The 14,265-nt window shown below is 46.0% G+C and carries 9 protein-coding genes, 1 pseudogene and 1 riboswitch; of the genes and pseudogenes, 1 reads left to right on the top strand and 9 read right to left on the bottom strand.

The window, feature by feature from the left end; genetic code table 11:
• The 4 genes and pseudogenes from K5Q99_RS08635 to gbpA all read right to left on the bottom strand — a co-directional run.
• Positions 1–736, bottom strand: a pseudogene (locus K5Q99_RS08635) (IS3 family transposase); the annotation flags it as partial.
• A gap of 571 nt (positions 737–1,307) precedes the next feature.
• Positions 1,308–3,464, bottom strand: a complete 2,157-nt coding sequence (locus K5Q99_RS08630) for a S46 family peptidase (protein WP_220776618.1) — start codon at positions 3,462–3,464, stop codon at positions 1,308–1,310.
• A gap of 295 nt (positions 3,465–3,759) precedes the next feature.
• The gene (locus K5Q99_RS08625) at positions 3,760–4,935 is read right to left on the bottom strand and encodes an aromatic amino acid transport family protein (RefSeq protein WP_220776620.1); all 1,176 of its coding nucleotides are present in this window, start codon (positions 4,933–4,935) and stop codon (positions 3,760–3,762) included.
• Between the two features lie 566 nt (positions 4,936–5,501).
• Positions 5,502–6,947, bottom strand: coding sequence for an N-acetylglucosamine-binding protein GbpA (gene gbpA / locus K5Q99_RS08620; RefSeq protein ID WP_220776617.1), 1,446 nt, complete (start codon positions 6,945–6,947; stop codon positions 5,502–5,504).
• A gap of 122 nt (positions 6,948–7,069) precedes the next feature.
• Positions 7,070–7,169: riboswitch (cyclic di-GMP riboswitch) on the bottom strand.
• A gap of 410 nt (positions 7,170–7,579) precedes the next feature.
• Between gbpA and K5Q99_RS08615 the strand changes: the two genes are divergently transcribed.
• A complete protein-coding gene (locus K5Q99_RS08615; protein ID WP_106651452.1) occupies positions 7,580–8,134 on the top strand; it encodes a TMEM165/GDT1 family protein in 555 nt (184 codons plus the stop codon).
• Positions 8,135–8,245: 111 nt separating this feature from the next.
• Here K5Q99_RS08615 and katB read toward each other — a convergent pair whose 3' ends face one another.
• From katB to exeM, 5 genes are all read right to left on the bottom strand, one after another.
• Positions 8,246–9,721, bottom strand: coding sequence for a catalase KatB (gene katB, locus K5Q99_RS08610; protein ID WP_106651453.1), 1,476 nt, complete (start codon positions 9,719–9,721; stop codon positions 8,246–8,248).
• Positions 9,722–10,060: 339 nt separating this feature from the next.
• Positions 10,061–10,303, bottom strand: a complete 243-nt coding sequence (locus K5Q99_RS08605) for a YgjV family protein (protein ID WP_006080419.1) — start codon at positions 10,301–10,303, stop codon at positions 10,061–10,063.
• Positions 10,304–10,399: 96 nt separating this feature from the next.
• The gene (locus tag K5Q99_RS08600) at positions 10,400–10,837 is read right to left on the bottom strand and encodes a PaaI family thioesterase (RefSeq protein ID WP_006080418.1); all 438 of its coding nucleotides are present in this window, start codon (positions 10,835–10,837) and stop codon (positions 10,400–10,402) included.
• A 106-nt stretch (positions 10,838–10,943) separates the two neighbouring features.
• Positions 10,944–11,399 (bottom strand): hypothetical protein, encoded by a 456-nt coding sequence (locus tag K5Q99_RS08595; protein ID WP_220776616.1) that lies wholly within the window; start codon positions 11,397–11,399, stop codon positions 10,944–10,946.
• Between the two features lie 111 nt (positions 11,400–11,510).
• On the bottom strand, positions 11,511–14,123 hold the full coding sequence (gene exeM / locus K5Q99_RS08590) for an extracellular exonuclease ExeM (protein WP_220776615.1): 2,613 nt from the start codon (positions 14,121–14,123) through the stop codon (positions 11,511–11,513).
• Positions 14,124–14,265: the final 142 nt, after the last annotated feature.

Here is a 14,265-nt window from a genome sequence, read left to right as displayed (position 1 = left end):
ATCACCACAGCCAAATACATCCAGCCTTCACCCGTCTTTAAATAGGTCACGTCACCCGCCCAAACCTGATTAGCCGATACTGGGTTAAAGTTCATGTTTAACAGGTTATCTGCCACTGCATCTGAGTGTTTTCGCTGCGTAGTCACCTTGTAAGCGCGTCGCTGGGTTGCTTTAAGTCGAAGGCGGTGCATAATTTTACGAACGAGATAGCGACCAACCTGGTAGCCTTCCTTGCGCAATTTCTTCACCATTTCACGATTCCCTAAGCTGCCTCGACTTTGCTTAAATAGCTGTCGAACAAGGCGATAAAGCTTCAGTGTTTCAAGGCTTATCACGTTTGCAGGGCGCTTATGCCAATCGTAATAACCTGATTTACTTACACTCATTACTCGACATAACAGTGCTACGGGAAACAGGTTGGATTGCCGTTTGATGAAACGAAATCTTACTTCATTTCTCTCGCAAAGAAGGCGCTGGCCTTTTTTAGAATTTCTTTCTCCATGCGCAATTCTTTGTTTTCTCTACGCAATCGCTTCAACTCATCCCGCTCAGACTCTTCTAAGGTGACACCTTGTTTCAGGGCTTCGTGTTTTTCTTTCCAGTTGTAAAGCAGGCTCGTGCTAACTCCAAGAGACTTTGCCGCATCGGCAACGCTATAACCTTGTTCTAGCACCATCAAGACGGCTTCATCTTTAAATGCCTGCGGATAACTTTTATGTGATTTCTTCAGACTCATATAGACCTCTTAATTTATTGACCATACTGTCTCAAAATTAAGTGTCCGATGGGATTAGACCAGAACAAAGGGCTTTGTATTGAAGGAGGTATCAAATCATTTTTTATCTGCACCACCAAAACTAGACAGTGACTTAAGAAACTTTTCAATACACAAAAATTCATAAATGACTAATTTAGCAAAGCTGCTATCACGAAATTGTCCCCAAACGAGTCACCTATCTTCTTTAAAACAAACAGGCCACACCAATGTTAAACAGGAGAACCATGGTAATTGGCGAGACGACCGTCCGCCCCATGGACGGGGCGGTCGAGCATCCAAGGATGGACTTGCTGCGTGTCGGCGAGTCAATGCCATGGCTCCGCCTCCGCTATACGCTTACATTAATACAATGGTTTTATCCATTAGTTCACTCGAAACGCTTTCAAATCTCCGAAAACAAAAAAGCGATAAACCACGTTGGCTTATCGCTTTTGATTATCTTGCGTTCGCTAGCTAGTTATCACGTAAATAATGCGACACAAGCATTAGGCAATGATAGTTGCCGCACCATCGCTGGTGCGGCAATAGATTACTTAACGATTTCCATCTCGGCTAACAGGTTGTCGGCATGATCTAAATACTTCATGACCCACAACATATAGCGGCTATCCACTTGGATTGAACGGTTGATGTTATCGTCATATGCCCAGTCGCCGATAATGCTTTCATACACACCATCGAACAGCAGACCGACTAATTCAGCGCGGCCGTTTAAGGTGGGTGAACCTGAGTTACCGCCGGTTGTGTCTAACGTCGACAGGAAGTTAACCGGCACAGAATCGATGGCTTTCACATAGAAATCACCGTATTGCTTCTGCTTGATCAGCTCTAACTCTTTCTTCGGCGCATCGAAAGGATCAACACCTGTGTCCTTTTGCACTATGCCTTCAAGGCGAGTGAATGGCACAGCCACTAAACCGTCTTTTGGCGAGTAGCCTTTCACATGACCCACAGTGACACGCAGGCTAGAGTTTGCATCGGCATACACAGGTTTACCTTGCTCAAGATTGTAGGCAATGATGGCATCCATGTACTGCGGGCGCACTTTCATCAGCTCGCCATCCAGTTCTTTTTCTTTCTTTTCTTCTGCCATATCTGTGTCATACATAGCCACGGCGAATTGAATGAAAGGATCTTTAGAGGCTTTAAAATCGGCAACGGATTTATCCATCCACGCCAGACGCACGTCTTTTTTGCCTAACTCAGTTTTGGCGTACATTTTGTCTAAGGTTTTCGAAAGCTTAGCTTCGTTGAACTTTTTATCGATACCAAAGGCTTTATCCAATGCGGGTAGACGTTTGTCCTCTGGCAGTGCGGCGTAGCGTTTCAGCATATCGAACAACACGGCTTTATCGACGCTTGGCGCATAACGACGGTCGATACGCTCCATGCTCGCTTTGAGGCGAGTCATATCACGTTCTTGGAAGCCTGGTTCACGCTGCATATCCGGCAGTTGTTTCTCGTTCGCTAAGCGATACAAACTGCGCGCCGTTGGCAACATTGTCGTGCTACCTATGTAGCTTAAGATCATGTCACGCTCTTGATGCGCTTTACTCTTGGCAATTAACGCGTCTAATTCCGCTAAGGTTTTACCGTATTTCGCTTCACGGCCGCTGTCTTTAGCTATCCACGCTGCAAGCTCTGCTTCGCGGGCTTTACGATCCGTCAACATGGTGGATTTGCCATAAAACTCGATCATCGAGGTGAAGTTTTTCGCGTAATTTGCAAGACTAGCAATTTGACTCTCGTACTTAATACGTTCGTCACTACCCTCTGGCGCGGTATCTTTAATGATCTCAATAAAGCGCTCGCGCAATAACTTACCTTCTGGATAAGCCCACTCGAATTGATTTTGTACTTCATTGGCAGTGCGATATCGGTTGGTGCGACCTGGGTAGCCAGCCACCATGACAAAATCACCATCGCTCACGCCTTTAGCCGATACTTTTAAAAAGCTTTTTGGCTCGTATGGCACGTTATCGCTACTGAAATCGGCAGGTTTGCCCGCTTTAGACACATAGGCGCGATAGAAAGAGAAATCACCGGTGTGACGTGGCCACATCCAGTTGTCTACATCGCCGCCGTATTTACCCACGCTCGCGGCTGGGTTATAGACTAAACGTACATCGCGGATTTCCAGTTGTTTAACCAGATAATATTCAAGGCCGCCGTGGAAGCTATACACTTGGCAACGGTAGCCGTCTTCTTTTTCGCATTCAGCTACTAAGGCTTTTTCTTGGCTTTCAACGCCTTGATAGAAGGCACTGCCCACTTTACCTTCGAGCCCGCCTTTTACGCGCTCGGTCACATTGGTCACATCTTCGGTCACATACACACGTGAACCCGGTGTGGCAGGTAATTCATCGGCGAAGGTCTTAGCTAAAAAACCATCTTGCAGCAGGTTTTTTTCTGGGGTGGAGTTGTATTGAATCGCACCATAGGCACAGTGATGGTTAGTGACCACTAAGCCTTTTGGCGATACGAATGACGCAGTACAGCCACCAAGGCTGATCACGGCATTCATCGGGAATTCGGTGAGTTTAGAAATCGATTTGGCATCAATTTCTAGCCCTTTTGCTTTTAGCTCATCGGCCATAGCAGGCAGTTGATGGGGCTGCCACATACCTTCGTCAGCCTGAGCGCCAAAACTGGCGGCTACGGCAACTGTGAGTAACCATTTTTTCATTGTGTTAAGTCCGTTTTATGTGAATGAAGCCACGCGCAAGCTGGGCCATGTTCTCGTTTTAGTCGTGTTGTTTTTATCTTAAGTCACTGTATTAAAAACCAGCATCACTCGCTTTAAAACCTAAAAAGCAAAAAGTCAGGCCGGGGCCTGACTTTATCACATCGGATACACTCTATAACAGACTCGGAAAAATTCGCTTACAAAGCAAATACATTCCATCAGCTAGATTCCATCAGCGTTACCCTGCGGCGTTCGCTACAAAACTGACGCTAGCCACGGATTAAATACTAAGCCGCTAAATAGCAACAAATAGCTGGGCACCCACAATCACAGCGCCTAACAAACCTGCCAACACTAAGCCTATAGAACCACCCGACACTTGATAACCGCCCGGTTGTGTTTGACGTTGACGCAATGCCATCACGATTGGCAAGAAGATGATCATCACCACCAATGGCACGGCCGCGAATCCCAGTACCGCCACAAAACCTTCTGGCAGATACAGAGCACATAACACTGGCGGAGTGAAAGTTAACAACCAGGTCTGTATACGGCCAGCAAACGTCTCTTTAGCACGGGTTAACTCGGCGACAAAGTCATACAGGCTTAAGGTCACCCCGAGGAATGAGGTCACTAAGGCTAAATCGGCGAATAACGAAATACATTTGCTGATCCAAGGCGTATGGGCAATATCCTGCAATGCCGTCACCAGTGACGGTAATGAACCTTCGAAACCACTGACTTCATAGCCACCGACTGTGCCTAGGGTCACCAACAACCAAAGCACATAACAAGCCAGTGGAATCGTCGAGCCGATTAACAATACCTTGCGCAGCGAAACTGCATCGCCATCCAGATAACGCACTAAAGTGGCGATACAAACGTGGAAACCGAACGAAGTAAACACTACGGGAATCGCCGCCATCCAACTGCTGGTCATCGACTCGGCAATCGCGCCCGTTGCCATGCTGGCAATACTGACTTCAGGCAGGAGAAATAACACCACAACCACCAGCAGTAAAATCATTAACGAAAACAGGAAGCGGGACACTTTATCGACCCAAGCTACGCCAAGCGCCGCAAATCCACCCAGCACTAAGGTAAACAACAATACCGCAGCTTGATTATCGAGCACGATATCGAACATGTTCTTCGCTTTAAGCACTAATAACGAAGAACCACCTGTGAGATAAGCCGCGGTCAAGGCAAACAATAAACTCAGGAAAGAAGCTCCTTGAATAATTTGACCTTTTTTACCCAGTAATTTACCCGTAATAGCATGCACGTTATCGCCCACGCCAGTGCGTAAGTTAATTTCGAGCATCAATAATGAGGTATAGGCAGAAACGCCCCAAATAACAACGAGTAATACTAACGCTGGAATAATACCTAAAGCCGCGGTGGCTAAAGGTAAGGCTAACATACCTGCGCCAATGGCCGTCCCGGCAACGATGGCGATCGAGCCTAACATTTTTGAATTCACACAATAGTCCTGTTCAATGATTAATTATTATTTTATTTGAGTAAGATTTGAACCGATAAAGCCTTGCGTCTTAAATCGAAATAAGCAACACATCACTTAAAGCAGCTTCAAAAAGCATCCAATCGGATCTCATTCCTGCAGATCAATTGGCCCCAATAGCTTTTGAATATTTCAACCCAGTCGCCATTGAGGCTAACTAAATCGGTTGCATAAAAGTGGCATGACTTTCAATTGTGATAATCCTAATAACAACATAGGTAAAATAGATAGTTTGGGACATTAACAGAGCCAAACCCAGTGGGCAAGCCAGTTGTGAACAAAGATAAGTCGCGCACTGTACGGTAACAACTTAATAGCGCTGTGGTAAACGAAAACATACAAGCCAACAAAATCGCTACCTTTGTTGGAAATACGTGGGATGCCGCATTGTGGGTGAATCGAGGTAAAACGTATATTTTGACTGTCGCGAACGCGCTGAATATGGGCTTAAACATATTCGCTGTGTTTAAGCCCAATCACATCATGTTGAGAATCGATTAACTCAAGATGTTAATTTACAGCTCAGTCCACGCCATAGCCCAAGAAGCGCCAACACCTGGCTCAAATCCTGTGGCAGAAGCCGACCACTGCATGCAATAGCCGCTATAGGGGAATGGCTTACATTGATACACTTTGCCATTTTTAGGCTGTAACACTGTGGTGCCTGCAACGTAACCTTTCACCCCTTCAGGGAAAACAAAATCCGCTTCCGGCGTTGGTGCTTGATCCTTTAAGAAAAGATCAAAGTTCTGCTGAATAACATCACCTTGTTTAGGCTCAGCTTTAACCTGCAAGTGATAATGTCCAGCTTTAGGCGCAACCACGTCTAACACTAAGCTCGCGCTGGTATTGTTAACGGTTTGACTGACAAAACCGGCTGCCGTGCCATCGTGGTTAAACAAATACGCTGACACTAACATTTCAGCATTGCTGGTGACGTCAAAACGAACCTGCGCTGCGCCGTCGATAATTTGATAATCATCGGCAAGTGAAGTGACTTCTAAGCTATTGCCCGGTGCGGGCGCCAGATCAAATCCCACTTCGACACGCTCAATACCTGAAGTTGTCGCAGTAAAAATGTCGTTTTTGCCATACACAGGCTCAATCACACCTGATGCATTTTTTTGTCCCGCTTTTAACTGAGACTGCTGGGCATTAATCGCGCTCGCTAATAGGAAAGGCCAATTTTGTTTATCACCTTGAGTCGCATCGTTAATGGTAATCACTGTTTGCTTAGCCGGTTGCTCACCATTGGCATCGAACACTCGGGTCATCACTTTATCGCCCGCCTTGAGATCGAGTGACGGATTGATATCGCCCACATCGAGCCATTCACCCGGTACGACAGGACCCGAGCCTAAATTTACATCGATAGCATTGTAGAAACTATTAGTGGTATCACCCACTTCCCACACAGCTAGAATCACTTGATAACCGCTGCGGCCTTCTGGCACATAGCAGTCATGGGTCACTAACTTAGGTGGCTGCACCATGCCGCCATCGACCACGCAGAATGGCGCTAAGTCAAAGCTCGCACGGCTTAAAGCTTGGTTTTGATTCCAATCTTGGCGGGTTAAATAATAACGCCAATTACGGGTGACATGATTTGCTGTGAACTGCCAACTGAATTTATTCCAGCCCGATTTAATATCCGTCTTTGCCCAACGGCTCGGACTTTGTTCATCCAAAGGTGAAAAAGCACCATTGCCAGCACTCGCCAGTTTGCCATCAGCAGGACCTGATTCAGGAAAACCCGATGGCCCCTCAACACTTTGTGGCTCCCATTGCACCGCACCACAATTGGCATTTTTACCTGTTTTACAGGCATATGAACGCGATTCAGGTGCCACAACATAACCATGCGCCTGTGCAGAAATACTCACAAACGCATTGGCTGCCATCACTGCGGCGGCCAATAAACTCAATTTAGAAACAGGGGAAAAAACAGTAGGATTTGCCACTTTAATGCACTCCATTTGCACCCATCTTTGCCAGTATTGGCTTGGGCTTAGGTATAAAAGTGGTATTTGGGCAAACAACAGCATTAAACAGCAGTCGTTTATCTTTCACAGAAATCGAATTCTGCGGCAACTCCGCTATCTTAGTTCACTAAAAAATCCATTTACAACCTTAGACCGGAAGCTTTGCGTCCTAACTTTTCAATTAGTTTGCCAAATACGGTAGGTGTCATCGAATCACTACGAGTTAACAATATGTAATCAGGTAGAAATGACTTGGCTAAATTAGCAACAAAAGACAACGCTGTCAAAAAATAATCCATTTATATTCATATAATTACAGAATGTCGCGCGGTATTATTCTGACACCCGTCAAACATTCATTCATGCCTACTGTAATAAACTCGTGCTTGAAACCGAAATTCACTTAGGTATAATGCCCACCTCGCTTCGGGGGAGTAGCTAACTGGATGTCGAACCATCGTCATCTAGGGTGAACATCAACATACTTGGCCACACGCCATGGTGTTCACAGCAAATCATCGATTTGCCCAGCAAGACCTGAGCACAATAACTGCACCTAGGGGTGGACGGTTTATTGTGCTTATGTCTTAACCACCCCTAAAGGATCACACTTGGAAGCCCTACTTGCCTCAACCTTTACGGTTGCTATTGCCGAAATTGGTGATAAAACTCAATTGCTTGCACTAATTCTTGCCGCAAGATTTAAAAACAAAACTGCCATAATTTTAGGTATTTTGCTGTCGACCTTATTCAACCATTTTGCCGCCGCTTGGATTGGCCAATGGGCGATTAACTGGGTCAGCCCAGATCTTGCCCGCTATTTAGTGGCTGCGTCCTTCTTCGCGATCGCTCTTTGGGTGTTAATCCCCGATAAAGTCGATGCAGAAGAGAGCCGTTTCTACAAAATGGGTCCCTTCCTCGCCACCTTTATCCTGTTTTTCATCGCCGAGATGGGGGATAAAACCCAAATCGCAACGGTAGTGTTAGCCGCAAAATACGATTCATTAACTATGGTGGTGGCAGGTACAACCTTAGGCATGCTGCTTGCCAACGTACCCGTAGTGATCGCAGGTCACTTCAGCGCCGAAAAATTGCCTATGTTGTGGATACACCGTGGCTGCGCCGTATTGTTCGCACTGTTAGGCGTAGCAACACTACTGTTCTAGATCATTGATCATATTGAATTAAGGCAACAAAAAGGCCAGTGATAAACATCACTGGCCTTTCTACTTACAACGGTTGTATTGAGATAAACAGTGTCGGCTTAGAAACGCAGTTTATAAGCCTAATGCCGTTTTAATCCGTTGACCGTAATCCGCATCGGCTTGAGTAAAATGCGCCACCATACGTTGCTGCACATCTAAACTCGCTTGACTTAATGAACCCGAAATTGTTGCCACTAAGCGCGCTTTCTCCGCTTCAGAGAAGATACGATACAAATTACCCGCTTGGGTGTAATCGTCTTGGTTATAACGACTGTAACGCGCCGCTTCACCTTCTAAACGCAATGGTGGTTCGCTAAAGTTTACTGGCTCAACCAAGGCATCAGCAGTGCTGTTCGGGCCATAGTTTGCCGAAGCGTCGCCACCCGTTTGGCTACCATGGTAAGGGCATTGTGTGCCCGCCATCGCACCTGCACGTTGATGATGATTTGCCTTAGCGGCATGCGGGCAGTTCACTGGCAATTGATTGTAGTTAGCACCAATGCGGTAACGCTGGGCATCGGCATAGGCAAATAAACGCGCTTGTAACATCTTGTCGGGTGAAGCCCCGACGCCTGGGACCAAATTGCTCGGTGCCAATGCCACTTGCTCAACTTCAGCAAAATAGTTTTGTGGCAGACGATTCAGTTCTAATACACCAATCTCAAGTAATGGATAGTCGCTATGCGGCCAAACCTTAGTTAAATCAAATGGATTGATATGGTAAGTATTGGCATCTGCCTCAGGCATAATCTGCACATTAACCGTCCAACGCGGGAAGTTACCATCAGTAATCGCCACCACCATATCGCGCTGCGATGAATCGGGATCGATCCCTTTTAATTTATCAGCCTGTTCATTGGTTAAGTTGACCACACCTTGCTGGGATTTAAAGTGGAACTTCACCCAGAAACGCTCGCCCTTGGCATTCCACAGCGAGAAAGTGTGTGAACCATAACCGTGCATTTGACGGTAGTTCGCCGGAATACCACGATCCGACATCAAAATGGTCACTTGATGCATAGCTTCAGGATTCAATGACCAAAAGTCCCACATAGCCTGCGGATCTTTTAAGTTTGTCTTAGGATTACGCTTTTGCGTATGGATAAAGTCTGGAAACTTAATCCCATCTCGCAAGAAAAAGGTCGGCGTATTATTACCCACGATATCGTGATTACCACGGGCAGTATAAAAACGTAAACCAAAACCGCGTGGATCGCGCTCTGCGTCGGCAGAACCCATTTCTCCACCGACGGTTGAGAAACGAATGAAGGTTTCAGTTTGCTTACCAACGCCATTGAAATGGTCGGCAATGGTGTAATCGCTTAAATCTTTAGTCAGGGTAAATGTGCCGTAAACGCCAGTACCTTTGGCATGCACGATACGCTCAGGGATACGCTCACGGTTGAAATGGGCTAACTTTTCAATTAAATGCCAATCCTGTAATAGCAGAGGACCACGTTCACCCGCCGACAGTGAGTTTTGATCGTCGGCCACTGGGGCGCCGTTTTGGCTCGTTAAGTACTGACTTGTTTGATGTTGTTGACTCATGCCCTGCTCCTTAGTCTTGATTGCTGGTTAACCAGGTTTCAATTAAATCGTAAATGGTGGCCATGGTGTATCTCCTTGGCTGGCGACGTGTTGTCGATGGAGCAAGAATAGAGAATCGCCACCAAATAATAAAACGATTAAACTAGATTCATGCAATCTATAAAAAAGATTAAAAGAAACATAGCAAAGTCGATAACCGATTGCGCGGACTCACAGCCAATGGTCCGCTCACATCACTAAGGTGCGGCTGAAAAACCAAATGGCTGCTCGCAGGGATGAAGCAGATTACTGTAAAGCTGAGTGCGGTACAAAAAAGCAGAGAAAGATAATGCGCTGCCATTAACTGGCGGGTGAGTCGGCTTCGCGGTAAAGCTTAACCAGATAATAAGTGTCTATCAGTACGATAAAAAAGTTAACTAAGGCAACAGGATAAGCCCCAATTGCCACGCCGTAGGCCACAAATAATGCCGCACCGATAAGATTCCACCAGCGCAGTTTTTTGATGTTTGACATCATCAGTGATATTGCAACGACCACAGACGCTAAATAACCAACCCATTCCCAAATTGTCGCGTTATCCATATCCAATCCTTATTCATATATTATTTAAATCAAACGATTGATACGCCATTCACACCACAGGAAATAGGCTGGGCTATTGCACTTAGCACTTAGCACTTAACGTTTAACGACAGCCGCCGTCATACGTGAAATACAAGTCAGTTCACCGGCGCTGTTATGGATTAACACTTCCCATACAGAGCTGCGTTTTCCTAAATGAATAGGCTTAGCCGTGGCGGTTAATAGCCCATTACGGGAAGCCCGTAAGTGGTTAGCGTTAATTTCTTGGCCGACACAATAGTACTGCTCAAAATCCACCGCAAAGTTTGCTGCATAGCTGGCAACGGTTTCAGCAAGCGCAACATTCGCGCCGCCATGGACTATCCCCAAAGGGTTATGCACCGCAGGGCTCGCTGGCATAGTGGCCTTCATGTAATCGTCGCCAATCTCACTGATCTCAATTCCTAAGGTCTGCATCAAGGTGCCTTTACCGCCCATACCGGCATCTAAACGCGCGCAATCCTCTAACGTGACAGCTCTAAACCAAATACTCATTGCAACTTCCTAGTCAATAAAACCAATCAGCAGTTTACTGCGAAGTGGATGAAGTTCAACTAGTTTTACGCTAAGCCAGTCCCGTCAATCTCAGCAAAAATAAGACTCAAACTAACCATTGTTTAGTGATACTCAACCGACTAAACCAGACGAGAAACAATCCCCAGAACACCACCACACTCGGCATGATTAATGCGTCAGCTCCTAGCACCACAGCCGCTTGTTGAATGCAAAACACATAGCTCATATGCAACAAAACCGCGATAAGTGAGGCAACCAGCACTTTATAGGCAAGGGATTTTCGCAATAACAACAATAGGCAGCCCAGAACGCCCGACACCACAGCAAAGCCAAATACCGCATCAACTAAAGCCGGCGTGGTCTCATAGAGTTTGATTTGATCTGGACTCATTTGCGCCAAGGCATCCGGCGTCATGGTCATTTGGATCACAAAGGCCATCAGCCCCATGATATTCCACAATAAACTGAGCGTTGCGACAAAGTAAAACCACAGTGGCGCCTTCGCTTTAATGGTTTTCAGCGGATTTGAGACTGTATCCATACTCACTCCTAATAAAAACTGAAAAAAAACAGCTAAAAAAGGGATGGCGAACCATCCCTTCATTTCAGTCTAGCTCACAAATAACACTTGTGAGCGCACCCGTTACACAGGTTAACGGCGACGACGTTGTAAACCAAACAAAGACATCAGTGCTAAACCTAAATAACCCAAAGCACCGCCATCATCTTTAGGCGTTGGCTCAGGTTTTGGTGGCACAACCGGCGCTGGGTAGCTTAAGGCAACGATCACAGGATCGTGGTCCGATGCAGAGAACGCATTTTCAGATTTAGCCAGATCCCCAGAGAATTTCTTACCGTATTCAAACAGGTTAGATTCCACTGAGTTGATATGCCAATCTTCAATATCCACTAAGCGCTTAGCTAAGCTAGCATTGGCTAAAGCATGGTCTAAGTTACCTAGCTCGCCGTTATAGCTATAAGAGAAAGTGCCTGTACCGTGGGCTTTTGTGTTCAAGTTGATCAGGCCATAACCTTTTTCAATCTTGCTGCCTTGGCGTTCAAATACTTTGCCATCGAGCGTTGTCCACGACGCGGTCATGATGTCACGATCTGACTTGCTCGCATCAAAATCGGTCAGCACACGGATAGGATCTTCCATACCGTAAGCATTCATATCACCGATGATCAGTAAATCGCCTTTCACATCTTTTAGCGTTTCACCCAAAACTTTGGCTGCAGATACGCGGAACGCATTACACTTACCCTGTTGATCGGCAGGATCGACTGACTCTTCGAAGTTTGCCCAATCTTCTAAACAGCCTGAGCCTTTAGATTTCAAATGGTTAACAACTACGGTCAGCGACTCATCATGAATTTTGAAAGTTTGCGCTAAGCTGTGACGTTGGTAAGCATCGTTACCTGGGTTAGTCTCAGTTTTGCCATCTTTAGTACGAGTCACGCTGCCAGCACTGGCATGTTGCTCAGGAGTATCGATAGCTTGCGCAGCACCCGCTAAGGTCACTTTGCCACCGCGGTATAACATGCCGACAGTGATAGCATCAGTACCAAAGTACTTGCCGTCATACTTGTCGGCATCGGTGATTTCAACAAAACTATAAGCATTTTCAGGCGTTTGCTTCTCGTTCAGTGCATCGACTAAGTTTTTAATCGCACTCTTCTCACCAAAACCGTTGTTGGCAATTTCCATCAGACCGACGATATCGGCGTTCATGGCAGTAATAGCGCTAACGATTTTAGTACGTTGTAGCACCATTTCTTCCAGCGTTAGCGCGCCACGATTACTACCTGATGGATTGGTATCACCACCATCAACATCGTTAAAGAAGTTGAGCACGTTAAAGCTAGCCACACGTAGATCGCCCTTAGTGGCGACGCTTGGGGCATCAGTTCTGTCATCACCACGGATAAAATCACCCGCTGTAATAGTGTTAGTTGCCACTAAACGATAAGCGCCGTAGCTGTAACCAATCACACCTTGCAGGTTAGTCAGTTGGTCGCCCACACGGATATAGCCAGTTTCCACATTGAAATCAGGGAAATATGGAATTACACCATTTGCAGGTTTGTAATCAGATTCGATAAAGAGTTGGTTTTCGAGGTTAGATTTAACTAACGCAGTCGCTTCAGCAGAAAGCGCGGGATAAAGCTGTGTCGACTTCATTAGCGGTTCTTTATAAGACACTAACATGTTGTTGCGACGGCCAGCGTAATCATAGCTGAAGGTACGGCTGATCTTAAGATCGCTGCCCGCATCTAAAGCCACATTCATGCCTTCATAACGCTCTAATGCTTGCGCTAAGGTTTCGCCATCGGCGACATAGAAAGGCGCAGCAACAGGGACTTCACCCTTAGCGCCGACTTCAAATTTCTTATCGGCTTTAATATCGATTTGAGTTAAGCCAAAGTATTCTTTCACTTTACCCTGCACACACACTTCAACCCCAGGTTGAATTGCTTCAGGCGCCGCTTCACCTAAGAATACAAACACACCATCAGAGGTATACGGTGAGTTATCACCTTTCACTTCTTGCAGATAAAAACCTTTAAACAAGCTTTCGCCACGGGCAGTCACGACACCGCGCACAGTCACTTCAGCCTCAGACTCAAATGCACCTTCTGGAACGTAAGGGCTAGACTCGCCCGCACCTTGCACTTGATAAATAGGCACTATTTTAGCGCCGCTGCAGCTAAAAACAGGTACTTCAGGCTCAGCTGGAGCTTCTAGATAACCTAAACCTGAGAAGGTATCTTTAGGTAATTGTTCCCACTGGGCGGCATTAAATACTGTATTCGCCACTAACGCATCTAATTTACGTTTTAAGGTAACGTCTAATCCCCAACCCGCAGGAGTAGGCACATCGCCAATAATATCGACAACCGCATCATCTTTAACGAGTGCGACCGCATCACCACCATTAAAACTTAAACTGCCAGAGTAACTGTCAACACCTTGGTCAAGCGTGATCACAGCGCTAGAATTTAAAATCACTTTAGCCGTTTTAGGCGCAATGGATTGGCCATCTAATGCCACCATATCTGACGCAACAGTTGCACCATCTTTATAACGAACCAGTTTATAACCCGCGAGATCAATTGCCGTATCGCCGCCGTTATAGAGTTCAATCGCTTTATTGTTTGAGCTACCTTCAACATATTCGGTAATCATCACATCAGCGCTTGCCATCATAGGTAAAGCCGCTGCGACAGCTAAAGAAATAGCCGTTAACTTATTAACATTATCCATATCATCAACCCCATTATTATAATATTGCCGCTAACTTCTATTAACGTGCGGGCGGATTATTTCAGAGTTGAATGCGTAAAAAAAGAGGGCAAGATCGCACATTACCAATGTAACACATTGATGAGTAAATGATTATGGACAC

Origin of the sequence: Shewanella hafniensis (assembly GCF_019655335.1) — a bacterium.
Taxonomy (GTDB): domain Bacteria; phylum Pseudomonadota; class Gammaproteobacteria; order Enterobacterales; family Shewanellaceae; genus Shewanella; species Shewanella hafniensis.
The sequence above is the reverse complement of the archived record's forward strand: the minus strand, read 5'-3'. Positions and strand labels throughout refer to the sequence as shown.